The 25,138-nt window shown below is 56.7% G+C and carries 25 protein-coding genes; 13 read left to right on the forward strand and 12 right to left on the reverse strand.

Translation table 11 applies throughout. The annotated features are described in order from the left end of the window. Window positions 1–208 precede the first annotated feature (208 nt). Window positions 209–1,129, forward strand: coding sequence for a HAMP domain-containing sensor histidine kinase (locus VN577_21030; protein HWR17327.1), 921 nt, complete (start codon window positions 209–211; stop codon window positions 1,127–1,129). A gap of 16 nt (window positions 1,130–1,145) precedes the next feature. Beyond that, entirely contained in the window at window positions 1,146–2,555 is a 1,410-nt protein-coding gene (locus VN577_21035) for a sigma-54 dependent transcriptional regulator (protein HWR17328.1), read from the forward strand. Window positions 2,556–2,569: 14 nt separating this feature from the next. On the opposite strand, the gene VN577_21040 is transcribed toward VN577_21035, so the two are convergent. Continuing rightward, entirely contained in the window at window positions 2,570–4,357 is a 1,788-nt protein-coding gene (locus VN577_21040) for a hypothetical protein (GenBank protein HWR17329.1), read from the reverse strand. Between the two features lie 346 nt (window positions 4,358–4,703). Between VN577_21040 and VN577_21045 the strand changes: the two genes are divergently transcribed. Then, window positions 4,704–5,396, forward strand: coding sequence for a hypothetical protein (locus tag VN577_21045; GenBank protein ID HWR17330.1), 693 nt, complete (start codon window positions 4,704–4,706; stop codon window positions 5,394–5,396). A 4-nt stretch (window positions 5,397–5,400) separates the two neighbouring features. Here the strand turns inward: VN577_21045 and VN577_21050 are convergent, their stop codons facing one another. Next, on the reverse strand, window positions 5,401–6,690 hold the full coding sequence (locus VN577_21050; protein ID HWR17331.1) for an alpha/beta hydrolase-fold protein: 1,290 nt from the start codon (window positions 6,688–6,690) through the stop codon (window positions 5,401–5,403). Window positions 6,691–6,906: 216 nt separating this feature from the next. Between VN577_21050 and VN577_21055 the strand changes: the two genes are divergently transcribed. Then, window positions 6,907–7,209, forward strand: coding sequence for a hypothetical protein (locus tag VN577_21055; GenBank protein HWR17332.1), 303 nt, complete (start codon window positions 6,907–6,909; stop codon window positions 7,207–7,209). On the opposite strand, the gene VN577_21060 is transcribed toward VN577_21055, so the two are convergent. Next, window positions 7,210–8,073, reverse strand: coding sequence for a UbiA-like polyprenyltransferase (locus VN577_21060; GenBank protein ID HWR17333.1), 864 nt, complete (start codon window positions 8,071–8,073; stop codon window positions 7,210–7,212). A gap of 39 nt (window positions 8,074–8,112) precedes the next feature. On the opposite strand from VN577_21060, the gene VN577_21065 reads away from it, so the two are divergent. Next, window positions 8,113–8,772, forward strand: coding sequence for a protein-L-isoaspartate(D-aspartate) O-methyltransferase (locus VN577_21065; GenBank protein HWR17334.1), 660 nt, complete (start codon window positions 8,113–8,115; stop codon window positions 8,770–8,772). A gap of 42 nt (window positions 8,773–8,814) precedes the next feature. Here the strand turns inward: VN577_21065 and nuoB are convergent, their stop codons facing one another. After that, a complete protein-coding gene (gene nuoB / locus VN577_21070; protein ID HWR17335.1) occupies window positions 8,815–9,393 on the reverse strand; it encodes an NADH-quinone oxidoreductase subunit NuoB in 579 nt (192 codons plus the stop codon). A gap of 318 nt (window positions 9,394–9,711) precedes the next feature. On the opposite strand from nuoB, the gene VN577_21075 reads away from it, so the two are divergent. Continuing rightward, window positions 9,712–10,173: a hypothetical protein gene (locus tag VN577_21075; protein HWR17336.1), complete on the forward strand. Its 462-nt coding sequence runs from the start codon at window positions 9,712–9,714 to the stop codon at window positions 10,171–10,173. A gap of 21 nt (window positions 10,174–10,194) precedes the next feature. Next, on the forward strand, window positions 10,195–10,743 hold the full coding sequence (locus VN577_21080; protein HWR17337.1) for a macro domain-containing protein: 549 nt from the start codon (window positions 10,195–10,197) through the stop codon (window positions 10,741–10,743). Here the strand turns inward: VN577_21080 and VN577_21085 are convergent, their stop codons facing one another. The 3 genes from VN577_21085 to VN577_21095 all read right to left on the reverse strand — a co-directional run bounded on the left by VN577_21085 (window position 10,744) and on the right by VN577_21095 (window position 14,092). Continuing rightward, a complete protein-coding gene (locus VN577_21085) occupies window positions 10,744–12,411 on the reverse strand; it encodes an amidohydrolase (protein ID HWR17338.1) in 1,668 nt (555 codons plus the stop codon). A gap of 34 nt (window positions 12,412–12,445) precedes the next feature. Beyond that, window positions 12,446–13,303: an NAD(+)/NADH kinase gene (locus VN577_21090; protein ID HWR17339.1), complete on the reverse strand. Its 858-nt coding sequence runs from the start codon at window positions 13,301–13,303 to the stop codon at window positions 12,446–12,448. A 63-nt stretch (window positions 13,304–13,366) separates the two neighbouring features. Beyond that, on the reverse strand, window positions 13,367–14,092 hold the full coding sequence (locus VN577_21095) for a TlyA family RNA methyltransferase (GenBank protein HWR17340.1): 726 nt from the start codon (window positions 14,090–14,092) through the stop codon (window positions 13,367–13,369). Between the two features lie 312 nt (window positions 14,093–14,404). Here VN577_21095 and VN577_21100 point away from each other — a divergent pair, with 312 nt between their 5' ends. The 3 genes from VN577_21100 to VN577_21110 are packed head-to-tail and all read left to right on the forward strand — an operon-like array spanning window position 14,405 to window position 17,110. Then, on the forward strand, window positions 14,405–15,241 hold the full coding sequence (locus VN577_21100; GenBank protein HWR17341.1) for a thiamine pyrophosphate-dependent enzyme: 837 nt from the start codon (window positions 14,405–14,407) through the stop codon (window positions 15,239–15,241). A gap of 34 nt (window positions 15,242–15,275) precedes the next feature. Beyond that, window positions 15,276–15,524, forward strand: a complete 249-nt coding sequence (locus tag VN577_21105; GenBank protein ID HWR17342.1) for a glutaredoxin family protein — start codon at window positions 15,276–15,278, stop codon at window positions 15,522–15,524. Then, window positions 15,521–17,110 (forward strand): AMP-binding protein, encoded by a 1,590-nt coding sequence (locus VN577_21110; GenBank protein HWR17343.1) that lies wholly within the window; start codon window positions 15,521–15,523, stop codon window positions 17,108–17,110. Before VN577_21105 ends, VN577_21110 begins: the two co-directional genes overlap by 4 nt. Window positions 17,111–17,112: 2 nt before the next feature. Here the strand turns inward: VN577_21110 and VN577_21115 are convergent, their stop codons facing one another. The 3 genes from VN577_21115 to VN577_21125 form a co-directional block, all read right to left on the reverse strand. After that, complete coding sequence (locus VN577_21115) at window positions 17,113–17,778, reverse strand: hypothetical protein (protein ID HWR17344.1); 666 nt, start codon at window positions 17,776–17,778, stop codon at window positions 17,113–17,115. A 76-nt stretch (window positions 17,779–17,854) separates the two neighbouring features. Next, the gene (locus VN577_21120) at window positions 17,855–18,256 is read right to left on the reverse strand and encodes a hypothetical protein (protein HWR17345.1); all 402 of its coding nucleotides are present in this window, start codon (window positions 18,254–18,256) and stop codon (window positions 17,855–17,857) included. A 56-nt stretch (window positions 18,257–18,312) separates the two neighbouring features. Further along, on the reverse strand, window positions 18,313–19,284 hold the full coding sequence (locus tag VN577_21125) for a M48 family metallopeptidase (protein HWR17346.1): 972 nt from the start codon (window positions 19,282–19,284) through the stop codon (window positions 18,313–18,315). A 440-nt stretch (window positions 19,285–19,724) separates the two neighbouring features. Here VN577_21125 and groES point away from each other — a divergent pair, with 440 nt between their 5' ends. From groES to VN577_21140, 3 genes are all read left to right on the forward strand, one after another. After that, window positions 19,725–20,051 (forward strand): co-chaperone GroES, encoded by a 327-nt coding sequence (gene groES, locus VN577_21130; protein HWR17347.1) that lies wholly within the window; start codon window positions 19,725–19,727, stop codon window positions 20,049–20,051. Between the two features lie 111 nt (window positions 20,052–20,162). Next, window positions 20,163–21,830 carry a chaperonin GroEL gene (gene groL, locus VN577_21135; protein ID HWR17348.1) on the forward strand — a complete coding sequence of 556 codons (1,668 nt, stop codon included), beginning with the start codon at window positions 20,163–20,165 and terminating at the stop codon, window positions 21,828–21,830. Window positions 21,831–22,079: 249 nt separating this feature from the next. Then, the gene (locus tag VN577_21140) at window positions 22,080–22,754 is read left to right on the forward strand and encodes a hypothetical protein (protein ID HWR17349.1); all 675 of its coding nucleotides are present in this window, start codon (window positions 22,080–22,082) and stop codon (window positions 22,752–22,754) included. 594 nt (window positions 22,755–23,348) lie between these two features. Here VN577_21140 and VN577_21145 read toward each other — a convergent pair. Both VN577_21145 and VN577_21150 read right to left on the reverse strand, forming a co-directional pair. Then, entirely contained in the window at window positions 23,349–23,804 is a 456-nt protein-coding gene (locus tag VN577_21145) for a hypothetical protein (GenBank protein HWR17350.1), read from the reverse strand. Between the two features lie 247 nt (window positions 23,805–24,051). After that, window positions 24,052–24,906 (reverse strand): hypothetical protein, encoded by an 855-nt coding sequence (locus tag VN577_21150; GenBank protein HWR17351.1) that lies wholly within the window; start codon window positions 24,904–24,906, stop codon window positions 24,052–24,054. Between the last annotated feature and the right edge of the window lie 232 nt (window positions 24,907–25,138).

Here is a 25,138-nt window from a genome sequence, read left to right on the forward strand (position 1 = left end):
GCAACTCACAATCACCGCAAGCCTAAGTCTCAAGTTGCATCCGTTGTGTCAATGCGGCAATCTTTTGCGACATTGAGGGAACAACTTTGCAATTCTGCCTTGACACCCCTTATCACCTTTCATAACATCAACTTGCTCGATTTTCGCCTGTTGTCAACGGGTTCACCTCCCCCTGTTGCAGCCCTGACTGCGGATTATTTCTAATTGAATGGCTGATGCCCCGAACATTACGGCTGCAAGTATTCCTGCGCCGTCAAACGGGTCTGTTCCCTCCGTTTGCCCGGTCCTGCGGGATCCAGATGTCTCCGGATTAGAGAGCCATCCCCGCGACCTGAAGCGGGCATACGACGAACTCCGCACTCAGTACCAGCGTTGCTCCACTGCCTTGGCCACGGCAGCGCACGACCTCCGCACTCCCTTAGCGGTCATCGCTGGGTATGTCGAGCTTCTTATCAATGGCAAACTCGGCCCTCTCACCGAAAAGCAGCAGCACGTTCTCGAAGACATGCAGGTCAGCAGTACGCGCCTTCAAAGGCTCGTCACCGATTTCTTGACCTTTGCTTCGCTCCAAACTGACGTCGTTCCCCTTCACGCCGATGAACCACAGGACATCAACGCCTGTCTGCGTGAACTCGCCGGATTCTGGCTGCCCCGTTTTCAGAACAAGGGTGTCGCGTTCTACCACCTCGACAACCCCAACCTCGAGCCCTTCGCTTTCGACTACGACAAGATCCAGCGCGTCGTCTCCAACCTCCTTGAAAATGCACTGAAATTTACACCTGCAACCGGCACGGTTTGGCTTCATGCCGAACCTCAGCTTTGGGAGCGCCGCAACGCCCATAAACCTCGTTCGAAGGAAGAGCGTCGCAAGGCCACCCTGCTTATGCCCAACGCCGTCAGGATTACCGTAGCCGATACCGGTCCCGGGATCGCTCCCGAGTATCACCAGGAAATTTTCGGCGAATTTTTCCAGGTGCCCGACTCAGGTGCGCCCGATGATTCCGGCATGGGCTTGGGACTATCCATCGCGCGTCGCCTCGTCGTTGCACATGGCGGCAAGATTTGGGTTGAAAGCGAACCGAACTGCGGTTGCAAGTTTTCTTTTCTTCTTCCTTTGAAGAGAAGCTGATACTTTAGGACTTGGGATGAACCGTTCCGCTGCAAAATCTCCGCTAATCTTCGTTGTCGATGACGAACCCACAATGCTTCGCTACCTCCGCACATTGCTGGAGGTCGAAGGTTACCGCGTGGAATCGGCCACGAACGGAGCGGAAGCCATGGAACGACTTCGTCAGCCTCCCGTCCCTGACCTGCTTCTCCTGGACGTCCTCATGCCCGTTCTTGATGGGCTACAGACACTGGAACAGGTTCGCGCTCTTCATCCGCAGTTGAAGGTCGTGATGCTCTCTTGCGTCAGCGACACCCGCAAAGTTGTTCAGGCCATCCGTCTTGGAGCGCAGGACTACCTGACCAAGCCGTTCCAGAAGGCCGATCTCGAAGCGCTCATCGAGCAGTGCTTAGGCAATTCCCGCGAGCACGCTCATCCCGTTCAGGGAGATATCGAAGACCTTGGTGACGATGTCTTTTTCGTGGCCGCCAGCCCGGCGATGAAGAAGATCCGTTCTCAGTCCAAGCTCGTCGCCAACGTGGATATTCCGGTCCTTATGCTGGGCGAAAGCGGCACCGGAAAGGAAGTCGTATCCCGTCTGATCCACAAGTATTCGCCTCGCGCGCACCGCACGTTCCTGAAGGTCAACTGCGCCGCCGTTCCCGCCGATCTTCTCGAAAGCGAACTCTTCGGATACGAACCCGGAGCTTTCACCGGCGCCACTCATTCCAAGCCCGGCAAATTCGAACTCTGTAACAAGGGCACCATCCTGCTCGACGAAATCGGTGAAATGCCTCCGCAGCTTCAGGCCAAACTGTTGCACGTTTTGCAGGACCAGCAGTTCTCGCGCCTTGGCAGCCGCAACGTGATCAAGGTTGACGTCCGTATCCTCGCCGCCACCAACATCGACATCCCGCGTGCCATCGCGGAAAAGAAACTCCGCGAGGACCTTTATTACCGGCTGAACGGATTCACCATTCAATTGCCACCGCTTCGCGAGCGTCGCGAGGAAATCGGCATTCTACTCCGGCACATGATCAGTCAGATCGGCGAGAGCTACGGCAAGCCGTCCGTCACCATTTCGCCGCGGCTGCTCGAAGCTTGCGAGCGTTACAACTGGCCCGGAAACCTTCGCGAACTCGGAAACTTCGTCAAACGGTTTCTGATTCTCGGCGACGAAGACATGGCCATTCAAGAACTTCAGGTGGGTATGGGCGCTCCATCAAGCAGCCCTTCTCAGGCCGCCGCCGCTCCGAACGACCGTGGTTTGAAGGGTCTGGTTCGTAACGTAAAGGACGAGGCTGAAATCGAAGCCATCACCAAGGCGCTCGAACAGACTGGATGGAATCGGAAAAAAGCAGCTGGCATACTACAAATCAGCTATAAGGCCCTGCTCTACAAAATTCGCCAGTACGATATCCAGCGCTCCGGCACCACCGTAAACTAACCTCCGACAACGGCTCATATACCAGCGCGTTTGATCGACTTGTTTGACACCGAACCTTGCAGCGCTAGCAAGGCGCCTTCCGCTTTCTGCAATCTTCCCAGCGTCAGTTCCAGCGTGAGCAGCCTGCGGAAAAGCAACGTACCGTTCCCGTCGCGGGATTCGCATAACAACCGCTCGATCCCCGCGTCGTCGAGAATCCCTGTCGCCCGCACCCTTTCAAGCGCGAACTCCTGCTGCGCCGGCAAGGGCTCCGTTCGCGTGCTGCTGACCGCTGCTCCGCGCTTAGCTATTCCAAGGCTCGACTTGGCTCTCGCAATGATTCGGGTCCCGTAGTACTTGCCAAAATACGGAGCAATGGGCCAGAACAAGTGAGCCGTCTTCCAGTTCACCGGAAGCGCTGGATAGCCGTATTCCAGGGGAAAGCGCCCAAACTGCGGTGCGTATCGAGCGAACATCTTCCGGATCACCAGGCTGCGCCGTCGCATTGGCGTCCTGATCCTGAACGATGTCTCTACAACGTCCCGGAACAGGAACGGTGATATCACCGGCCATAAACGGTTCGTGCTGCTGGCGATTCTTCCCTGCCACCGTCCTCCGCGTAGCGCAATGTACGAATGATCGTGTTGGATCGTGTTGGGTTGGTGCTCCATGCCTACGTTCGACCGATCGATCATCTCAGTGAAGTGACTTTGGAAATCCAGGCGATAGTCGGCACGAAAGATTGGTTGCGAAGAAATGGGCACGTATCGCATTCGTGCAAGCTTTGCTGAGTCAAGTGCGCTGTAGGCGCCGGTGCGCGGAAATAGCGGATTCCACGAGTATCCCCTCGGGAACTCTCCAAAGGATCCATGCACTCCAATTCCATTCGGCGAAGCTACCGTCTCGTGCACGTGACGAACCCACGCCATTTCAAAGGCGTCGTACTCTCCGTCGGACAGCGGTACGGTCTGCTCCGCCTCCTCGAATCCCATTTGCCTCGGCGGAACATGCACGAGTGGAACCCCGACACGGAAAGACAGTCCTTTCGCGACCTGTACATCGGGATGGTCTTCCGGACCTGCCACAACCGTCCGTACCGGCGCGCCGAGCGCGTGCATGGCCGCAGTTACAGTTCGGCTGTCATATCCTCCCGTCAGATCGCAAACCGGAGCGGGAAACGCCCGAAGAATCGTTCTGGTTGAATTCAGAACCGAATGCCAAATCGCGTCCACCGCGGCGTCGCCGTCCAAAGAATCAGGTTTGATATTCGCGACACTCCAATACTGCTTCGCGTCGAGCTCCTTGCCTGGGCGAAGCCGCACCACACTCAATCCCGGCAATTTCAGTACATCTCGAAATAGCGTCCGGTTTTCGTAGATGCAGTTGCTGAAAACTAGCTCTTGCGCGCTGGTGGTATTAAGCTGAGCGTTGCCGAGTGCGGCCAGCAATAGCGACGAAGTCGACAAAGCCAGCACCTCTGTTGCACCGACCTTCAGCCGCCTTTCGAAGACATGGAAAGTCCCCAAGTCGGTCAAGACCGTTGCTTCGGCAGTTCGTCCGTCAACGATGACGATCGTGTAGAATCCGTCGACCTCTTTCGCAAGTACCTCGGCTCCAACCTCGAAATACCGGCTCAGCAGCTTCGCCTCAGATCCTGAGCTGTACCCGTCCCGGTGAAACCATGTTCCGCCAGCCACCAGAAGATGTCCGTTATCGGAGGCCAGAAATGGTCCGGTCTTATTCTGCCGAGGAAAGGCAGCGACGTATGCCACACCGGTTTCGCACACGTTCGCGCCATGCCGTCCGAATAGCTCGTACGACATCCAAAGTCCAGCATGAAAAACTGATATCGACTCCCCTTGGTCATCTGGGGAGCCCATCACTAACAGGAAGTGCCCCATCCCTTAACCGCCTCGATTCCTGATCTTGCTTCGGAAACGCCCCACAATTGCGGACCGGGTGCCAGTCTGTTGCTGGCTCATACTCCGCAAAAAGTTGCTGTATTGTGGACTTTGGCCGAGGTTTTAACAAGCCGAAACTTTCTCGCCACTTGTACTTCCGGGATAGCTGGTAACCACTTTAGTAGTTGCAGCACACCAGTCAGTCTTGGCAACAGCAGTTAGCACAGTCCTTTCCCTCTCTGCCGTTCCTGCACTAACATTCACGGTTATGGCTCAATCGTTTGAGGAAAGTGAGCGTTCGCGTCTCAAGGCGCTTTACGCCCAAATGGTGGATGGGGAGCTCGAAGATATCGCTGCCGATTCCGGCGAACTCACCGACTACGGGTGCGAAATTCTCTACGCCGAAATGTCTCGTCGAAACCTGAAGTTGCCGAAGGCGCCGATGCCTCACAGTTCAGAGCCGGAGCCACCATCGGCTTCGCCTTCACCCGTTAGTCGTGACTTCGATGGCAATTATGGGGTGGACTACCAGAAACTCGTCCTCGTTCGTCGCTTTCGCGACCTCCCGGCTGCCATGTTCGCCAAGGGAGCACTCCAATCCGCGGGCATCCCCTGTTATCTCACCGACGACAACATGGTCCGCATGGATTGGTTCATCTCGAATGCGCTCGGAGGAGCCAAGCTCCTTGTCCGACCCGAAGACATGGAAGCCTCCGAAGACGTTCTTAACCAGCCTATCCCGGAAAGCATTGACGTAGAGGGAGATGAGGTTTTCGAACAGCCACGCTGTCCCAAGTGTGGTTCTTTGGATGTCTCCTACGAGAGCATCAACAAGCCTGCAAGCTACACTTCAGCGTGGATAGGCTTTCCCATCCCGTTTTCCAGCAACTCATGGAAGTGCCACGACTGTGGAGCACGATGGGAAGAGATGGGAGAAGACCCAGTCCCCAGCGATTCTTGAAAAGCTACCGGTTCACCACTCCCACCCGGAACAACGGCTTCATCTTTTCCGATGACTCCATTTCATAGGTCTGTTCCGTCTTCGCCGGATCGTAGTTCCGCCACAGCCAGATCATCTCTTCGGGAAACTCCGCTGCTCCGTGTGCCGAGTTGTGTGTCCCCTTCCCGAAGCTAAGATGGAAGTCGTATCCCTTCGACTTGAGTGCATTCGCCATACGAAGATTCGCCAGGGGCCAACTCCCGAAGTTTTCCTGCTCCAGGTCGTTCGCGCCGTCCTGCATCCACACGCGGATGTTCCGCTTCGGCTCCCGCAGAATCTTGTCAGGGTAATCCTGTCCGCCATCCGGCACCTTAGGATCTTCTTTCCACTGGATACTCGCAAAACTCCCAATCCATGTGATGACTCGGCTGAACTGCCCCGGCGCCTGCCACGCCGCATTGAACGAGCATATGCCGCCCGAAGAAAGCCCCGTAATCGCCCTGCTGTACGCATCCTTGCGGATGTTGTACTTCCCTTCCACTTCCGCCAGAACTTCGGTCGTCAGAAACCGCACATACCGGTCGCTCACCGTGTCGTAAAGAGTGCTACGCATCGCATTCTTTGATGTGGTATTCCACTTCTTCACTCTCGCGCTCACGAATTCATATGTCGGCGTTCCCGATGATTCGCTGATGTCTCCGGGATTGATGAACACCGCAATCATCACCGGAATCTTCTCCTGCGCAATCAGGTTATCGATCACGTTAATTGCCTTGATTGACCCTTCCCGGTCGATATACCAGCCGCCGTCCTGGAATACCATGAGTGCCGCCGGCTTCTTCGGATCGTATTGTGCCGGCACATACACCCAGGCTTCGCTTTTCATGCCGTCATAAATCTTGCTCGTGTGGACGATCTTCTCCGACAAGTTCCCCACCGGTACCCCACGCTGCTGATACGAATCCGGCGCGTACGCAGGCAGATCCAACGACCCGCCAAATCTTGCACCGCCAATAGCGTAAAGATCACTGGGCGTTAATCTGTAATAGAAGCTGTGTAATTTGCCTAACGGTTCGAGCCGTACCGACGCATACCATAAGCGCGTGCCCGCAATTTGTTGCATTTCGGTGTGACGCTCCTCATCAAGAATGAGCACCGGATGTCTGTTTTCCTCCACCTCCACCGCAAAGAAGAAATCCGCGCCACGTCCCGCCCACGCCGTACCCTCCGTCAGGGTCTTCGCGTCAAAAGTCTCGCGGATCGCTGTCGCCAGTTCCGGACTCCTCGTCTTCGCCATCTGAGTTAATTGCGACACCGACCTTTTCTCTGCCGCAAAAGCCGCCACCGACAAACAAAACACCAGTGCTATCGTTCTCCACATGGCAGAACAATATATACGGCCCACCCAGCGAGCACGAAACAGGCACATGAAGCTTCTTGTACATCGACTCCGGCTGTCTTTCCGTATTCTCCGCTTACCTCTAGGCATCAACCGGCCTGCCATTTTCATCGCACTCTCAGAGGCAAAGTTATGCTCAGAGTACTCGCAGCACTCATTCTCGTTGCTTCCCTGTTCGGCTGTTCCGACACCATTCAGAATTCCGATAAGCAGAAAGACATGACGCAGGGGAGCTCTCCCACCAACAGCACGACTGCTACGGACCAGCAGAACTATGGCGCCGCAACCAGCGACAAAACGCAGCAGAAGTCCAGCCAGCCCACAGACAATCTGACTACACCGAATCCGACTACACCGGATCCACAGGCAGGTCAGGCCACGGGCTCCGCCCAGAGCCAGGGCCAACCGCGAAAAGAGAGTGGAACGAAGAAGTAGCTAACCGCGCAGCATGACGTCAGCCGCCACGAAGGCGAAGAAGAGCACGGATATCACCCCGTTCATGGTGAAGAATGCCGCGTTCAACTTACTGAGATCGGTGTGCGAAACCAGCGAGTGCTCGTAGCCAAGGAGTGATGCTACGGCGACCACTCCGACCACGGCGATCCAGCCCAGTTGGAACGCAAAGATCAACAGCATCAGTAGCACAAGCATGGCAATGTGCAGCAACCGAGCGACCAGTAACGCGGTCTTGATGCCGAAGTGGCGCGGCACCGAGTGCAATCCCACCTCTGTATCGTGCTCGAAATCCTGGCACGCATACAGCACGTCGAATCCGCCCACCCAGAATGTCACTGCCGCTGTCAGGATCAAGATTCGTGGATCCAGCGATCCCGTCACTGCAATCCACGCCGCCGTGGGCGCGATTCCCAGCGAGAATCCGAGCACCAGGTGCGACCATCGCGTGAAGCGTTTCGTGTAGGAGTAGAACAACACGATGGCCAACGCGACTGGTGACAGAATCAGCGTCAGCCGATTCAGTTGCCACGCACCTACAACGAAGAGCGTGCACGAAACCACAACAAACAACAGCACGAATCTGCGCGACAGGTGTCCAGCCGGAAGAGCCCGCATCTTCGTGCGCGGATTCTTCGCATCAATCTCATGGTCTGCCAGGCGGTTGAATGCCATGGCAGCGGATCTCGCCGAAACCATGCAGACCACGATCCAAAGCAACTGACGCCATGATGGCAATCCACCTGCAGCCAGCATCGCACCGCACAGGGCAAACGGGAGCGCAAAGACCGAATGCTCCCACTTAATCATCTCCAGGGTAGTTCCGACGTTTTTCAGCAGTGCCACATCTCGATTCTAACCGACGCCGAATCTACAATGATCTGAATGCCCGTGACCGATCAGTTCGAACTTGAACGACGCGCCATGGTGGCTCGGCAACTGCGTGCCCGCGGCATCCGCGATGAGCGCGTCTTGGCTGTCATGGAACGCGTCCCGCGGCACGAGTTTGTGCCCCCTCCGCTTCGGGCATCCTCCTACGACGATAATCCTGTTCCAATCGGCGAAGGTCAGACCGTATCGCAGCCTTACATCGTTGCGTACATGCTAGAGGCACTGGAAATCCAGCCGTCTCACCACGTACTTGAGATCGGTACCGGAACCGGATATCAGGCGGCCCTCCTCGCCGAACTCGCTCGGGAGGTGGTCACTGTCGAACGAGTGCCCGCGCTCTTCATCGCCGCGCTCGATCTTCTCGCGAAACTCGGATACACCAATGTTGAAGTGGTTTCCGGCGACGGAACCCGCGGAGTTGCCGCGCAAGCTCCCTTTGACCGCATCATAGTTGCAGCCGCCGCCCCAGAAGTCCCCCGCAACTTGTTCGACCAGCTCTCGGAAGGCGGGAAGATGATCATCCCCGTGGGCTCGCCCGAGATGCAGGACCTGCTCCTGGTCCGCAAGGTCAACGGTCGTCCTCAGGTTCAACAGCTAGAAGGCTGCCGTTTCGTTCCTCTGATTGGAGAACAGGGATTCACTCACCGCCAATAGAAAAAGCTCCGACGAATCGGAGCTTTTCTCGTAATCGAAATCTTACCGGTGAAGCTGCTCGTTCGCCGGATTCATTGTCTGCGCAATCATCACCTGCCGCTTGAAGTCGTCCACCATCTCCTCTTTCAACCGGACACTCGTCGGCTTCTTCGCCAGCGTCGTCTGGTCGATCTTGTCCTGCAACTTCAAAAGCGCGTAGAAAAGATTCTCAGGACGCGGCGGGCACCCCAGCACATACACGTCAACAGGCACTATCTTGTCCACGCCTTGCAGCACCGAATAGGTGTTGAACGGACCACCCACCGACGAGCATGCGCCCATCGAGATCACCCACTTCGGCTCGGGCATCTGGTCGTAAATCCGCTTCACCACGGGGGCCATCTTCAACGTCACCGTGCCCGACACGATCATCAAATCGCTCTGCCGCGGGCTTGGACGGAACACCTCTGCGCCGAAGCGCGCAATGTCGTAACGCGCCGTAGATGACGCAATCATTTCGATAGCGCAGCAGGCCAATCCAAACGTCATCGGCCACAAGGATGACTTGCGCGCCCAGTTGAAAACATAATCAACCGTTGTAATCAGGAAGTTCTTTTCGAAGCGGTTTTCGATCCAGCCCATGGTTCCCCCGGGGAGGTAGTTCAACCCTACGATGGTCGCCTATTCGGTGACCCAGCGTAAGTGACCCTCGTCACAGGTGCGAATCCCTCACTGGAGGCGAGTTTAGGCCGACCGGCGTACCGAGTCAAACCGACTAAACTGATTGGGAACTCGGGAAAACCGCTTACTCTCGACCAGCTATCCCGGCTCATCGGGAAAGTGCGCTGCTACAAATTTGGTAGCTCGCAGTTCGATATCCAAAATGGGAACTCTGTTTGGATAGTTCGAAACTTCCCGCAACCAAGCCCGCCCGGTAGTGTTGGGTCAACCGGAGGCTCTATGCAGCGTGCAGCGTATTGTGTCTTCCTTCTAGTCGCCTGTTTAATCTTGTCCGCAGCCGCCGGCGAACTCACATCCGAAAAGCGTTTCGACAAAACTCCCGACGAGGTCTTCACCGCAGCTCAGAAAGCCGCGCAATCTATGGGCGCCGAAGTTCAAGACGCGAACTCCAGTACACGTACCTTCATCTTCAAAAAGATGAATAGCGGACGTCACGAAGGTTATTCCGGATATCGTGCCACCCTCAATATCGAACAAGACCAAAAAGGAAAAACTGTCGCACGCGTAGTGGTCACAGCCGCTGACTATTCTCCTGGACGCATGAACACCAGCGCCTCATCCGCAAAACTAGTCACCCGGGAGTTTTTCAATGAGTTAAGACGCGAACTCGGTCTCTGCAAGAAATGCGGATCGCCAGTCATCGGCGGAGGAGGATTGATGATTCCCGGAAAAAAGAATTGATCGTACGCTTACCATAGCTTCATGCGAATCCAAATCCGCCTCGGCGACATCACCGCTCAACCCGACATCGACGCCATTGTCAACGCTGCGAATACCGATCTCGTTCTCGGTTCCGGAGTCGCTGGTGCGATCCGACGCAAGGGCGGAGACGAAATCGATCTACAAGGGCGAGGCAAAGCGCCGATTTCACTCGGCGAAGCCGCCTACACTACCGCCGGACGCCTTCCCAACAAATATGTCATCCATGCTGCCGCCATGGGCTACCGGCCCGAAGACGCTCGCGTGCCCAAGCGTCCCGGCTCCCTCTCGTCCGCCGACATCATCCGTCACTGCACCTTAAATTGCCTGCGCATCGCCGATGAACTCGGCCTTAACTCTGTTGCGTTCCCCGCCCTCGCCACCGGTGTCGCCGCCTTTCCGGTAGCCGAATGCGCTGACGTTATGCTCGGAGGAGTCGTCGACTATGCCCGTGAGCACCCCGACTCAGGCTTAAAGCTCGCTGTCTTTGTTTTGTTCACAGAAGAGGACCGATCGGTATTTCAGGCAAAGCTCGACCAAATCGAGAAGTAACTATTCCCCTTGCCTCGACCACACTACTTTCCCGCCCACAATCGTCATGTCCACCTGTACATCGCCGATCTTGGACGGGTCCAATTTGAAGATGTCGTCGCTCAGTAACACCATATCCGCGAGTTTGCCCTGCGTGATGCTGCCCTTCTCTTTCTCCTGATACTCGGCATACGCCGACCCCATCGTGTACGCCTCCACCGCCTCCGACATTTTGATCTTCTGCTCTGGCACCCATCCGTCTGGATTCTTCCCGTCGAGCGTCGCTCGGGTTACCGCCGCGTAGAGCGACTTCACCGGATCCAGTGGCGCCACATTCCAGTCTGTGCCAAACGCCAGATGCACTCCACGATCCAGCAGCGTACGAAACGCATAGGTAGTCTTAATCCGCTCGGGCCCGATTTTCCGCTCCGCCCATCGCCCGTCGTCGATCGCGTGATACGGCTGCATGCTCGCGATCACATTCAGCGATGCAAACCGGTCAAAATCTTTCTCGGCTATATGTTGCGCATGCTCAATGCGGAAGCGCCGGTCTGCCGCACCGTGCGTGCGCGCCACTTCTCCGAACAGGTCGAGCACGATCGAGATTGCCTGGTCACCGATGGCGTGAATGCAAAGCTGCAGTCCGGCAGCATCGGCGTTCATCATGCGGTCGCGCATCTGGCTGAGCGGCTGCATCTCGTCCGCCAACAACCCTCGGTTCTTTGCGTCGTCGGTATAAGGTTGGAAGAAGTACGCAGTCCCCGACCCCAGCGATCCGTCTGCATATCCTTTTAGCGCACCTATCCGCAGGTACGGCGATCCCCAGGCATGTCGCAGCCCGATTTTCGCCTGGTCCTGCCAGCCGGCCAGAGGGGGCGCGGCATAAATCCGCACCGTCAATTCGCCCTTTTCTGCTAGTTCCGAATACGCCCGGACGTCATCGTAGTCCGGATTCATATCCTGCACGCTGGTGACGCCCAGTCGCGCTGCATGATTCATGGCCCGCTTCACTGCCCGCAGTCGGCGTTCATGGGTCAGCGGTGGAATCTTCGAATAGACCAGCGACATCGCGGCGTCCTTCAAGACTCCCGTTGGCTCTCCCTGTTGGTCCCTCACGATCTCGCCGCCGGCCGGACTTTTTGTCTTTCTTGTGATCCCCGCCAGTTTCAGCGCCAGTGAATTCGCCAGCGCTTCATGACCGTCGTAGCGAGCCACAAATACAGGATTTTCCGGACTCACGGCGTCGATCGTCTGCCGCGTCGGAAGCTGTGGCGGAGTCCATCTCTCCTCATCCCAATCTCCACCCGTGATCCACTCGCCCTTCGGCGTGATCCTCACCCGTTCTGCTAGCCTGCGCGCAAAGTCCTCCGGACCGGTCGCGGGCCGCAAATCGATGCTGTCCAGTTGCACGCCGCCAGGCACGAAATGCACATGCGCGTCGTTGAATCCCGGCAGCAGAAGCTTGCCCTGCGCATCGATGATCTTTGTGGATGCGCCTCGCCATGCATCCATTTCTGCAGAAGTTCCCAGCGCCACAATGCGGTCACCGATGATGGCTACCGCTTCCGCCCGGGGCTGTGCCTTGTCCACTGTGTAGACGTTGGCGTTCGTGACAATGACATCCGCCGCTGGGCGGGACTGCGCGAAGATACTGGCACAGGAAAGGAGCAGGAAAACGGCGAGCTTCATGCGGGCGAGTTTACATCAGCGGCTACGTTCTTCGTTAGCGCTGGCCCCACTTTAACTTTGTCCTCAGCACCTCAAAGAACGATTTCCTCAGCCGCAAAAGCCGCGTATTGTAAGGCGCTTTCCGGCAGATCAGTTTGTCGCCCTCCGCCATCGGCACCCCAATTTGGCCGTCAATAGAAAGGAATGCTTCCTCTGTCGCGGCCTGTACCAGAATCTCGATCTCCACCGTGTCTCGCACAACCAGAGGTCGGTGTGACAGCGAGTGCGGGCAGATGGGCGAAATCTCCAGCGCTTGCACCTGCGGCATCAGGATCGGGCCACCGGTCGCCAGAGAATAGGCTGTGGATCCAGTGGGAGTCGAAACAATCACTCCATCTCCACGGTAGTTGGAAACATACGCCCCATCGATGTAGATATCGAAGCTTGCCAGGCGGGCAATCGTCGTTTTGCTGATCACCGCATCATTCAGCGCGTGATATTCCGCCAATTGTTTCCCATCGCGCACATGACGCGCGTGCAACATCGCACGGCATTCCACTTCACAATCGTTAGCATCGAGTGCCCGCAACGTCGGATATAGTTCGGCCAGTGGAACTTCCGTTAGGAATCCCAGCGAGCCCAGGTTCACGCCAAGTATCGGAATCTCATGGGGAGCAACCGCCCTGGCTGCCGACAAAAGGGTTCCATCGCCACCGAGTACGATGACGAAGCTTGGCTTCTGCTCCGCGACTTCCGACCGGTCCACCACCTGGTGCGAATTGGAAATATATTCCGCACTCTCCCGGTCCATAAAAACCGTATAGCCGTGGCTCTCTAGCCACTGCACAAGTCCGGGAATGATTTGCGAGAGTTCCGCTTTCTGCGGTTTAGAAATGATCGCGGCCGATTTCATGACGTTCTTAGTTGCTTCGCATTGTACAGAAACCGGGCGCAATGTTGATTTCCGGATTCACTTTTAGCGCGAACCGTAAAGAAGAAACTCGCGGTTCCCCTCCGCGCCCAGAATCGGCGAATCAATCGCATCCTGCACGCGATATCCCAGTTCCGTCAGCGCTCCGCTTACCTTCTCTACCGCCATCCTCTGTGCATTCTCGTCGCGAACGATGCCGCCCTTCCCCACCTTTTCGCGTCCTGCCTCAAATTGCGGCTTGACCAGCACCACCAATTCTCTCGGTTGCGCCGCTCCAACCATCGCAGGAAGTACCAGCGTCGCCGAGATAAAGCTCACGTCCATCGCAAGAAACTCCGCCGTTGCACCGATGTCTTCCGCTTTCAGATAACGCGCATTCGTTTTTTCATGCAGCACAACACGCGGATCATTCCTTAGCTTCATATCGATCTGGCCGTAGCCCGTGTCCACAGCGATCACTTTCGCAGCCCCATGTTGAAGCATGCAGTCGGTAAAACCTCCTGTCGAGGCTCCAACATCGATGCATATCTTCCCCTCTAGATCGATCTTCCAGTGCTCCAGCGCACGCTCAAGTTTCAATCCGCCCCGCGATACGTACTTCAGATCCTCACCCAGAAGCCTGATCGCGCATTCGGCATCCACTGATGTTCCCGGCTTTTCGACCTTCTGTTCGTTGACCAGTACTCGCCCGGCAAGCACTAACGCTTGCGCTCGTTCGCGGGAGGGCACCAGTCCTCGGTCGGCAAGAAGCTTGTCAATTCGCTGTTTCAATTGGGTTCAATTTGGGAAAAATGTGACGAGGCTCACGTTTATTTCCCCGTTCAATGTTTCTGTTCGAAGAAAACTTTTCAAAATGTAATTCACCGTCTGATGAAGCACTCATCAGAGTGCAAAGTGTACAAGTACAGACACTTGCATGACTTAACTGTATTTGTTCCCGCTTATCCACAGCAATATCCACATCCGTGTTGAAAAACCTTAGTTACGTTTGGCGACAAAAATAGTTTGACGCCACAATTTAAATACTGCTGCGACACATCACGCTTGTCGGCTTCATTTACAATCACCACTTTTGAGGACTGAATGTCGACCGCACCCACCTCTGCTGCACCGATCACCGTTGTTCTGGAATCTCCTCTTCCGCCGGAAGTCCTCACCCATCTTTATGAAACGATGCTCAAGGCACGGCTGCTTGCAAAGCGCTTTCGCAATGCGCCGCACACTGCCGAAGCTGTTCTCGCCGGCACTCTCCAGAACACGGAGACCGATGACCTTCTCATCACCTCTCATTCTCATCCTGTTCTCGAGGTATTAAAAGGAGCCGACGTCGATTCTGTCGCACGCCCTGTGAGCGCAAGCAAATCTGCAAACAAATTAAAGATCGATCTCGTCCCCCCACCGCTCCGTGTCGCCGTCGCCGGCCCCGACTCGGCTCCCAGCGTCGCCGCCGGATCTGCCTTCGCCCTCAAGCGCTCGCAATCATCTGCCGTCGCCATCGCATTCCTCCCCGGAAAAGCCACCACCACCAAGGCATTCGAGCAGGCCGCGCGCTTTGCTGGTGAGCAACGGCTACCGGTAATTTTCGTCGCCGACTGGAGCCAATCACGAGCCTCCCGTTCGCATGAAGGAACGAATCTTTCCCATTGGCCCTGCCCGACAATTGCCGTTGACGCCCGCGACGTCATCGCCGTCTACCGCGTAATGAAAGAAGCCACGGGCGTCGCTCGCCGCGGACACGGTCCAACACTGGTCGACTGCGTCAACTTCCTCGCTCCCGGGAGGCGCGGCCGCGATGATCGCGATCCCATCGCCACCTTCCGCGGGTACCTCAAGCGCCACCATGCTTGGTCCGACGAATGGGCCGCAAAGCTCGAATCCGATCTGAAACTCATGGTTCGTGGAAGCAAGAGGCAGTCATAGCAGCACCTCGCGCCACGTGCTAAACTTTCGCGCGATGAGTGGGGAAAATCACGTCATTCTGTACTCCCGCAAGGGATGCCACCTCTGCGAGGTGGTCAAGGAATCTCTGCAAAAACTGTCTCGACGAACCGTTTTCAGGTTGCAGGAAGTCGATGTCGATTCTGCGCCGGACCTGCGCCGCCAGTTCACCGACGAAGTCCCCGTGGTCTTCATCAACGGCCGGAAGGCCTTTAAATACAGAATGGACGAGCAGGAGTTTCTCAAGAAGCTCAAGGCACGATGATCCGCGACCGCTTTCTCGCCGATCCCGAGGGCATCTTCGTTCATGACGTAATCTTGTCTGCGTGTCGACGCTTTCCCAGCAAGACAGCAATCGTGGACACCTCTTGCCTCGAAGCCCCTCTTCGTATCACCTACGCCCAATACGCCGACCTCATCACTCGTCTCGCGCGCGGCTTTGTCGCAGCAGGAATCAGCCCCGGCGATGTTGTCGGCATTTTTCTAGCTAATTCGTGGGAATTCGTGGCCGCGTACCACGCCTCGACTCTCGCGGGTGCGACACCCACCATGCTCAATCCGAGCTATCGTGAACGTGAGGTTCGTTACCAGCTCGAGAATTCAGGCGCTCGCATCCTCATCTCCGACGGCTCGCTCGTTCGCGGAATGAATCTCGGCGGACTTCCTGCACTGCAAGCCGTTTACACGACACGGACCGACGGCTGTATCGGCGATCTGCCCTTCAACCACCTGCTCAAACCTCAAACCGCGCCCCTTCCCAAACACGATCGGCATCCTAGGGAAGTCATCGCAGCGCTTCCTTATTCGAGTGGAACAACTGGCCTGCCCAAAGGCGTCATGCTCTCTCACCACAACCTCGTCTCGAACTGCTATCAGACATATGGCCCCGGCGCATCCCCCTCAAATGAAGACCAGCGCGTACTCGTCTACCTTCCGCTCTACCACATCTATGGTTTGAACGTGCTGATGAACCCGTATCTCATGATTGGCGCGACGGTTGTTCTAATGCCGCGATTCATACCGGAGACCGCACTTCAACTCTGGGTTGACGAACGCATCACAACCTCGCCCAGTGTGCCGCCGGTTCTCAACGCGTATTGCCAGTTGGCAGAAAAAGGACTCTTCCCCCAAAACCACCAGGTCACGTGGATCAAGTCCGGCGCGGCGCCTCTTGCGCCCGAGTTGGCACGCCGTTTCACCGAACTCACCGGAATCAAAATTCGCCACGGCTACGGCATGACCGAAGCCTCTCCGGTGACGCATCTCGGATACACCGACCCTCCCGAGTGGTACCGGCCAGAATGGATAGGCCAACCCCTATACGCAACGGAATGCCGAGTCGTCGCCTTCGATGGTGACCATGAGCGCGACGCCGCCGTGAATGAGCCCGGCGAACTGGTCATGCGCGGCCCACAATTCATGCTCGGCTACTGGAATAACCCGCAGGCGACCGCCGATGTCATGCGTGATGGCTGGTACTGGTCGGGCGATGTCGTAATTCGTGACGACCAGGGTTTCTACCGGGTCGTCGATCGCCGCAAGGAGATGATCAAGTACAAAGGATTCCCGGTCGCTCCTGCAGAAGTCGAGTCGGTCCTGATGGAGCATCCCGCGGTGCGTGATTGCGGAGTCGTCGGACGCCCCGATGCAGAAGCGGGCGAAGTCCCGTGCGCGTTCATTGTCCTGCGCGACGATGTACTCGAATCCAACAGAACTCGAGACGAGATCGTCGCCTTTGTCGCTGAACGCGTTGCTCACTACAAGGTCCCGCACGACATCCGCTTCGTGCAGGCAATTCCTCGAAATCCATCAGGAAAGATTCTCAGGCGGGAGTTGCGCGCCGCTTCGTGACCTCATCGGTCGACGCCATCATCTTCCCACTCATGCCCGCATGCATCGCACCGCCAGTGGAAGGTGGCATCAAGATCAGAATCCTTCGGCGACTCTTTCTCCAGTTGCTCAAAAATCACTGCGTCGGAATTGCAACTCGGGCAGCGGATATCGACTTCCGGAATCGCCTCCGGATCGACTCGATCTTCGGCTGATTTCGGCATCTCGTGTTGAAGGATGTAGCCTGCGCGATGGCGATCGACGTAGCGGGTCTTAACCTCCACGCCTCGCGCGAAGTTGCGTTCTACCTCTTCGACCTTCTCCACGTTGTCTGGACCAAGATAGGAAGGTATGCCGGCATTGTTCAGCAACAATTTCGCGGCACGCGCCTCTTCCACACTCCACGCAACCAGGACGGGCGCTAATTCCAGATCGGCAGGGTCAAACGACTCCGAATCCGACTCCTCTTCCGTTAACTCGTCGGAATCGTCGTAGAACTCTTCATCTTCCGGCGGAGCCTTCGCAAGTTCCACATCCAACCCCCTCGACCGCAACGCTGACTTCAGAACTTCTTTCGCGGTGTCTGTCAGTTGATAAGCTTCGCCGGCAAGTTCTTCCAACTCGCCATCCGATAGGGTGGAATATCGTTCCTGGAGCTCACGCCATTCCGTCGCGGGATCAACGGCCATAAGGGCGACATCATACCGCACGCGCTACGCAAATAAAAAACCGACCCACATGGGCCGGCTCTGGTCTCTCATGAACCTACTTCTTTGCTGGCTCGCTGGACGACGTTTGTTTATTTTCGTAGATCGAGTACTGGCTCTGCGGCGGCTTCAGCTTGATCACAATCTCCTGGTCCGGCGAGTTGATCTCGAAATCCTCTCCATACGTCTGCAGACCTCGCGCGATCACCTGGATCCGCAGCTTTCCATACGGTACGCCACCGTAGCTGGTCTTGCCGTCAGCATCGGTTTTCAGGTTCAAGCCGCCCTTGTCCTGTTTCCCTTCTTCATTCACAGTGTGAAGGACCACGCTCGCATTGCGCACCGGACGCCCTGTCTCTTGCTTCAGTACTTTGATGGAAACATCGGAATAAGACTTTTGCTGCGCTCCTGACACCAGGGAAAACGCCAGCACCGCCGCGATCATAAGCACGCGCTTCATGCTTCTATTGTAAGCACCCGATCACGGTCGGTAAAGCAACCGGCCGAATGGGAGCCTTAGTGACGTCGCAATGTAGGCGGCCCATCCTCGGACGGCTTTGGCTCTGTTGCCGGAACGCGTCGCCGGAGTACCGGAGTAACCTTCCCCAGGTCGATCTTCCTCCGATCCATCAGTTCCGCCAGTCGCGCCCGAACCTGCTGGAACTCGCTCGTGTCGACAACATACTCATTTCGGTCCGGCAGATATTCGCCAATCATCTTCTGCGCCCGCTTGATCCGATCATCCGTCATCGGATGTGTGGCAAAGGCCCTCGACAGAAAGTTCTTCTTCTGTTTATCCACCGCCTTCAATTTTTCGAAGAGCTTCACGAACTCCTGCGGATCGTATCCCGTCGCGTATTCATACTGCATGCCCAGCATGTCGGCTTCCCGCTCCGCGTCCCGACTGAACTTCAGGAATCCCAGCGGAACCGCAATGCCCATCACCTGCCGCGCCGCCATCACCGCCGGACCGCCCACGAAGACCAGCGGAATGGATATCAGGTCAAAGATCTGCGACCTCGTCTGGTTCTTCGTCGCGTGGCGTGCCGCGACATGCGCGATCTCGTGTGCCATTACTCCGGCCAGGCCCGCCTCATTGTCGGCCGCCATGATCAGGCCCGTATTCACATAGAAGTAGCCGCCCGGCAGCGCGAACGCGTTGACTTCGTCGTCGTCGATCACCTTGATCGTGAACGGCACCTGCGCGTCCGAATTGCGAACCAGTCTCTGCCCCAGGCGGTTGATGTACTCCGTGATCACCGGATCCTTCAGCAGCCTCACTGAGCTTTCAACTTCCGTCGCCAGTTGCTTTCCCAACGCTGCTTCTCGATCCAGTGAATAGAAGTCCAGCCCTTTGCCGACGTTCCTCCGCCCAATCATCGTCACGTCATATTTGGGATCGATCTTCCGGCGCGGCGCTGCCACCGACGGCAGCGCAATGCTCATCGGCAGCCGGCTCAACATCGCGATCGGTAGTTGGACGCCCATCCGCGTCGGCGTCAGATTCGCATCAGCACTAGCGCTGGTTTCAGACCCGTTGAGAATAAGGGGAGTAGCTATGACTGCGAGGAAAAGCAGGCGTCGTATTTCAGAACAGAGCCTAGAGACCCGCATCGACGGCACCGATGCCCGACGCTCACCCCAAGACCCGCGCCAGACCTGATGTTTAGAGGTCTCTCTGCGACGCCTCTGTTGCCTAAGTAGTAATGGCAGGCCCGCAGCTAGACAGCTCCCAACAGCCACCCTGCTCCAACTTGAGTGCAAGTCACTCAACTGCTTGACAAACCGTGCTCCCGCTCCCTACAATTAGCACTCGTTGGAGATGAGTGCTAGCAGGCACTCTCCTCTCCCGCAGAGCTCGTATCTGCAACAAATCCCAAAGTTTTGATCGATAACGAATACCCAGCTACCGAAAGGAGTTTGTAAGAATGGCTACGAAGCTTACTCCCCTCCATGACCGCATCGTGGTTCGCCGTATTGAGGAAGGCGAAACGACTCGCGGCGGAATCATCATCCCCGACAGCGCCAAAGACAAGCCGCAGGAAGGCGAAGTCATCAGCGTTGGCAAGGGCAAGTCCAACGAAGAAGGAAAGGTTTTCCCTCTCGACGTAAAAGCCGGCGACCGCATCCTGTTCGGCAAATATGCCGGCACCGACATCAAGATTGACGGCGAAGACTTCCTGATCATGCGTGAAGAAGAAGTCCTCGGCATCCTGGAAGGCGCTGCGAAACCGGCCGCCCACTCCAAGAAGTAGTTTTCTTCGCTCCGACGGACCTGATGGTTTGTCATGCCGAGCGAAGCGAGGCATCTGCTTTTAGATTTTCGCGGCCGCTGTGCCGCACCCAACTTGAAGGAGATTTGAGCTATGGCAAAGCAAGTCGTTCACGGCGAGGAGTCTCGCCAGGCCATTCTGCGCGGCGTCAACATTCTCGCCGACGCGGTTAAAGTCACACTCGGCCCCAAGGGCCGCAACGTTGTTATCGAGAAGAAATTCGGTTCCCCCACCATCACCAAGGACGGCGTCACCGTCGCAAAGGAAATCGAACTGAAGGACACCATGGAGAACATGGGCGCCCAGATGGTTCGCGAAGTTGCCAGCAAGACCAGCGACGTTGCCGGTGACGGCACCACCACCGCGACCGTTCTCGCGCAGTCCATCTACCGCGAAGGCGTGAAGACCGTTGCCGCCGGCGCGAACCCGATGGCCCTGAAGCGCGGCATCGAGAAGGCTGTCACCGCCATCTGCGGCACCGTCGACAACGATGGCAACCGCACTCCCGGCGCGCTCGATAAGCTCTCCCAGAACGTTTCCGGCGACATGAAGAAGATCGCCGAAGTCGGCACCATCTCCGCCAACAACGACGCCACCATCGGCAAGATCATCGCCGAAGCCATGAAGAAGGTCGGCAAAGACGGCGTCATCACCGTGGAAGAATCCAAGACGATGGAAACGCAGCTCGAAGTCGTCGAGGGCATGCAGTTCGACCGCGGATACCTCTCCCCTTACTTCGTCACCGATCCCGAGCGCATGGAAGCCGCACTCGAGAACGCCTACATCCTCATCCACGAAAAGAAGATCAGCTCCATGAAGGACCTGCTTCCTCTCCTCGAGAACATCGCGAAGAGCGGCAAGCCGCTGGTCATCATCGCGGAAGACGTAGAAGGCGAAGCGCTCGCCACTCTCGTCGTCAACAAGCTGCGTGGCACGCTCCAGGTCGCGGCCGTGAAGGCTCCCGGCTTCGGCGATCGCCGCAAGGCCATGTTGCAGGACATCGCCATCCTCACCGGTGGCAAGGCCATCACCGAAGATCTCGGCATTAAGCTCGAGAACGTTCAGGTCAGCGACCTCGGTCAGGCCAAGCGCGTCACCATCGACAAGGACAACACCACCATCGTCGAAGGTAAGGGTAAGGGCGCCGAAATCGAAGGCCGCGTGAAGGAAATCCGCAGCCAGGTCGAGAAGACCACCAGCGACTATGACCGCGAGAAGCTCCAGGAACGTCTGGCGAAGCTCGTCGGCGGCGTTGCGGTGATCAAGGTCGGTGCCGCCACCGAGACCGAAATGAAGGAAAAGAAAGCCCGCGTGGAAGACGCGATGCACGCCACCCGTGCGGCTGTCGAGGAAGGTATCGTCCCCGGCGGCGGCGTGGCCCTGGTTCGCTGCGTCAGCGCGCTCGATTCGCTCAAGCTGAAGGACGACGAAGCGATCGGACTCCAGATCGTTCGCCGCGCCCTCGAAGAGCCTCTGCGCCAGATCGTCGGCAATGCCGGTGAAGAAGGCGCGGTCGTTGTGGGCCGCATCCGCGACTCCAAGGACACGAACTTCGGCTACAACGCCCAGACCGGCGAATTCGAAGACCTGATCAAGGCCGGTGTCGTTGACCCGACCAAGGTCACCCGCACTGCCCTGCAGAATGCGGCTTCGATCGCCAGCTTGATGCTCACCACCGAAGCTCTCGTCTCCGAAATTCCGGAAGAGAAGAAGGCTCCGGCAATGCCGGGCGGCCACGGCGGCATGGGCGACATGTACTAAACGCTTTGAAAGGGTGCGGCTTTAGCCGCACCGTTAGAGGCAACAAGAGCCCCGCTCGCGAGAGCGGGGCTTTTCCTTTCTGTCATTCCGAGGCGAAGCCGAGGAATCCCTATCCTTCCACAACTGCCCGTCCACACCCACTGCGCTAGCGCTGCTTTATTACTCAGGACGTCATATCCCTTTTTCTTTAACGGTCTCCGACCGAAGCAGTGGAGGCGAAAAGATAAATGGAATACCATCAGCGGTAACATGCTTCCAGAGTTCGAAGGAGACGTTCTACAGGCCGCCGACATTGCAGAGTCGGGTAGGTGGGCTGCCATAAACAAACGTCTTGAACAACAATGCGCAAATCCCGGCCCTGACAATGCTTGGTGGGTGCAGACACTCGGCGGTCTCCTCGCGCAAACTTTCGGAGAATATCTGGCACTGAAACGAGCCTATGCGGATACCAAGAGCGACCCTTCACTGCTCGCTTGGCGCGCACGTAATCTCCTAGAGCTTTCAGTGTGGTGTCTCTACTGCACTAAGAATAGAGACAATACTCGCCGACTGTATGAAGTCGGGCGAGACGTGATGGAACTGTTGAATGCCTTTACGAAATGGGGCACTGCGACGACTAAAGACGCGGCATGGCTCGACATCTTCAAGGGAGCCAAACAGAATCTTTCCCGGAGTGCAGCAAAAGACGGAGTGACCTCTTTGGATGATCCTTTTAAGGCTGTCAGGGAGGCTGCCGAAGAGTGTGGTTTGGGCGAGCACTTTCGGGTTGCCAACAAAATGCTATCGAAGTTTGCTCATCCGACCGCCATGCAGATATTAGCCATTCCTGATGACCAACGAGTCGCGATGCAGAGGGATATGTTCTTTAGCTACGGCTGTCTGTATTTCACCGGCGCCTTCGAGCTACTAGACGCAAGTATCTAAAGGATCTTGCTTTGGCGGGTGCCCCAACGTCATGGCACCTTCTCATCGCTGCGAGTGGGCACGCTCCGCGTTAGCAGCACGCAAAAGTTCCGAGGGTCGCGATCAACAGCCACAGTGACGCAATCCCGCCGATGTACCACCATCGACTATGCTTGACAGCCGCGACAAAGTTCATCACTACCGAGCAGACCGCAACCAGCAACAGCAGCAAGGCAAATACCCCCGGAACCCGGCACGCCGAGAAAACGTCGACGTTTAGCGTGATGACTGAGGCCCACCCCAACAAGAGGCTGCCAGCGGCAAAAGCATTCTCCCGCGTGTTTATGAAACCTCGCCACCTGCCTGTTCCAGCATCTTCCATAGTCGCGTGACCTGCACCGCTCGGGTTAGTCGTGGGTCTACATTATGGCGTGTAGAGCGCGAGTAGTCTGTGACATCACTCCGGCGGCTGGCGCAGACAAACCTCGTCGTTAGCCACTGCTATTGTGGGCGCCCCACCCTCTCGCCCTCTTTGGGCGTAAGGGTGGGGATAGAAGCCGGGCGCCCGTGGTTGGCCCCGCCGTAGCGACAGAAACTGAGAGGGCACTCGGCACCTTATTGAGGTCGATAGGCCCAAACTTTAACGTCGCTGATTAAGCCGGTGCCAACCAGACAATGAATCGAGCAGGTGACTAACGTGATCGCTTCAGATTGTGTGTGAATTTCGCACCCGCCCTTCCAAGTTTGGTGTAACCCGGCTCCTCCGTTGGCTGTCGCTTCATAACTGGAATCGGCTGCTTTAGCTTGAAGGACAAGGACCGGATCCGTCCAAACATCTGCTTTGTTGTATACCGTTGCCATTGCCGCAACTCTCCACGGACCGGGTGAGATCCAAAACTTATCAAGAATCGTTTCACCAAGAGCCAACTGTTTCTGTTCCCAATCGGAGTGCTCGAACTCTTCTGAGTCAACAATCGCGCTTATAGGCATCTCTTCCTGCAGGCTCGGTTTCGGTAGAAACCCTAACGGTGGTAACACTCGGAGTTTCGCTGCTATCTTCCAGTCAGACATGACGTCTTTTCCTCTCAAAGCGACTCTCTCTCGTATTGAATCGCGCGAGGGATTCTAACCGCGTTGATGATTTGTCAAAGATTTTCTCGATCCTGTTCCGAATTTGGAACAAAAGTGGTGGCCGGATGACCCACGTCCGCAACGCGGTGCGCAGCACCGCGTTTTTCTCTCCGTCCAATCCGTCGAATCCGTGGCGTCTTTTGTTTTCAATTACCAAATTGGCGGGTGACCCTCAGCTCGAAAACGATCACTTCGTCTCCCCAGCCGACGAGCCAGGGAATACCGGAGACACCAGTTCGATTCTCCAGACTGGACCGCCGGCGGCCAATGGCCCCTCGGATTTGACGAAGGCCGGAGCTTCTCCTTCCAGGACCCAGACGTGCGTGTCGGGCGGTTCCTTCCCCAGCAGCGAAGCCAAAGCTCCCTTGATTCCGCCGATCTCAATCTTCACGACGTAGTGCATTGCTTTACGCCGCGCCTCGCCGGTTGTGAAAGACTCCTCACCTTGCGGCGTGACGTGCAACTTCACAAGCTGAGGCTTGGGCGAGGCGGCCACAAACGCAAACTGCGTTTGCGGCGTCCCAGGCGGGATGTTCTTCAGCAAAGTGAGTATCAATCCATTCGCAATGTCGGACCGTGAACCGAGTTGTTCTGTTGCCGACTTCTCTTTTCCATCCTCGACGTACCGCACGGTGACCTGGCCCGTAACGGCGTTGATCGTCATATCCATCGGATGTTCAAATGCCGGCCCCTTTTGAACAAGGTGGTCGCTGGTCAACCGAAAATGTCCACTCTGCGAAAAGACAGCTGTTTCATCGTGGACGGAGCCATCTTTGAAATGGAAAATCAAGCGGCTGGTGACGCGATTGCCTTGCACATTCTGGATGAGATCGCCATTCGCCAGGAGTTTTCCTTCCAGCGTTCGCAAAACAAGAAAGCCGTGGACCAGGCCTTCCTTGTGAAGAACCTGAACCTGCTGCGCCGCTCCGAGATTCGCAAACAGGATTGCGTAGAGAACCAGAGAAGCCGCCCTGCGGTAATGACGCACAGTTCCGAGCAAGATAGTCCGAAGTTGCAGGCGTGAGGCGCGGCGTAAGCGCACGAAACTCCCCCGAAACGGTCAGATGCAAAATAGCGGTAAAGCTGATGGCCCACGTACGGGCGATGGGTGACCAGGTTCGCGTCCTTCTTCTAGACCCCGCGGTGCCGAGTGCCCAGAGTCGCGTCCTTCTTTGGATCTAACCTGGGTCTGTCACCTGCGCCGCCCTCTAGTTCTTTCAATTACCCATTTACTCAATTACCAACTTACTAATTCCGCACGCACTCCGTCCCAC

The organism is Terriglobales bacterium (assembly GCA_035561515.1).
In the GTDB taxonomy this organism is placed as follows: domain Bacteria; phylum Acidobacteriota; class Terriglobia; order Terriglobales; family Acidobacteriaceae; genus DATMXP01.

What these genes read in the sequence shown, in the direction of transcription:
- VN577_21115 (HWR17344.1), bottom strand. Translation starts at nt 17,778, where the DNA reads ATGGCCGTTGATCCCGCGACGGAATGGCGTGAGCTCCAGGAACGATAT.
- groES (HWR17347.1), top strand. Translation starts at nt 19,725, where the DNA reads ATGGCTACGAAGCTTACTCCCCTCCATGACCGCATCGTGGTTCGCCGT.
- VN577_21125 (HWR17346.1), bottom strand. Translation starts at nt 19,284, where the DNA reads ATGGGCGTCCAACTACCGATCGCGATGTTGAGCCGGCTGCCGATGAGC.
- VN577_21140 (HWR17349.1), top strand. Translation starts at nt 22,080, where the DNA reads ATGCTTCCAGAGTTCGAAGGAGACGTTCTACAGGCCGCCGACATTGCA.
- VN577_21090 (HWR17339.1), bottom strand. Translation starts at nt 13,303, where the DNA reads ATGAAATCGGCCGCGATCATTTCTAAACCGCAGAAAGCGGAACTCTCG.
- VN577_21085 (HWR17338.1), bottom strand. Translation starts at nt 12,411, where the DNA reads ATGAAGCTCGCCGTTTTCCTGCTCCTTTCCTGTGCCAGTATCTTCGCG.
- VN577_21065 (HWR17334.1), top strand. Translation starts at nt 8,113, where the DNA reads ATGCCCGTGACCGATCAGTTCGAACTTGAACGACGCGCCATGGTGGCT.
- VN577_21145 (HWR17350.1), bottom strand. Translation starts at nt 23,804, where the DNA reads ATGTCTGACTGGAAGATAGCAGCGAAACTCCGAGTGTTACCACCGTTA.
- VN577_21110 (HWR17343.1), top strand. Translation starts at nt 15,521, where the DNA reads ATGATCCGCGACCGCTTTCTCGCCGATCCCGAGGGCATCTTCGTTCAT.
- VN577_21035 (HWR17328.1), top strand. Translation starts at nt 1,146, where the DNA reads ATGAACCGTTCCGCTGCAAAATCTCCGCTAATCTTCGTTGTCGATGAC.
- VN577_21030 (HWR17327.1), top strand. Translation starts at nt 209, where the DNA reads ATGGCTGATGCCCCGAACATTACGGCTGCAAGTATTCCTGCGCCGTCA.
- VN577_21100 (HWR17341.1), top strand. Translation starts at nt 14,405, where the DNA reads ATGTCGACCGCACCCACCTCTGCTGCACCGATCACCGTTGTTCTGGAA.
- nuoB (HWR17335.1), bottom strand. Translation starts at nt 9,393, where the DNA reads ATGGGCTGGATCGAAAACCGCTTCGAAAAGAACTTCCTGATTACAACG.
- VN577_21080 (HWR17337.1), top strand. Translation starts at nt 10,195, where the DNA reads ATGCGAATCCAAATCCGCCTCGGCGACATCACCGCTCAACCCGACATC.
- VN577_21105 (HWR17342.1), top strand. Translation starts at nt 15,276, where the DNA reads ATGAGTGGGGAAAATCACGTCATTCTGTACTCCCGCAAGGGATGCCAC.
- VN577_21120 (HWR17345.1), bottom strand. Translation starts at nt 18,256, where the DNA reads ATGAAGCGCGTGCTTATGATCGCGGCGGTGCTGGCGTTTTCCCTGGTG.
- VN577_21045 (HWR17330.1), top strand. Translation starts at nt 4,704, where the DNA reads ATGGCTCAATCGTTTGAGGAAAGTGAGCGTTCGCGTCTCAAGGCGCTT.
- VN577_21040 (HWR17329.1), bottom strand. Translation starts at nt 4,357, where the DNA reads ATGTCGTACGAGCTATTCGGACGGCATGGCGCGAACGTGTGCGAAACC.
- groL (HWR17348.1), top strand. Translation starts at nt 20,163, where the DNA reads ATGGCAAAGCAAGTCGTTCACGGCGAGGAGTCTCGCCAGGCCATTCTG.
- VN577_21075 (HWR17336.1), top strand. Translation starts at nt 9,712, where the DNA reads ATGCAGCGTGCAGCGTATTGTGTCTTCCTTCTAGTCGCCTGTTTAATC.
- VN577_21055 (HWR17332.1), top strand. Translation starts at nt 6,907, where the DNA reads ATGCTCAGAGTACTCGCAGCACTCATTCTCGTTGCTTCCCTGTTCGGC.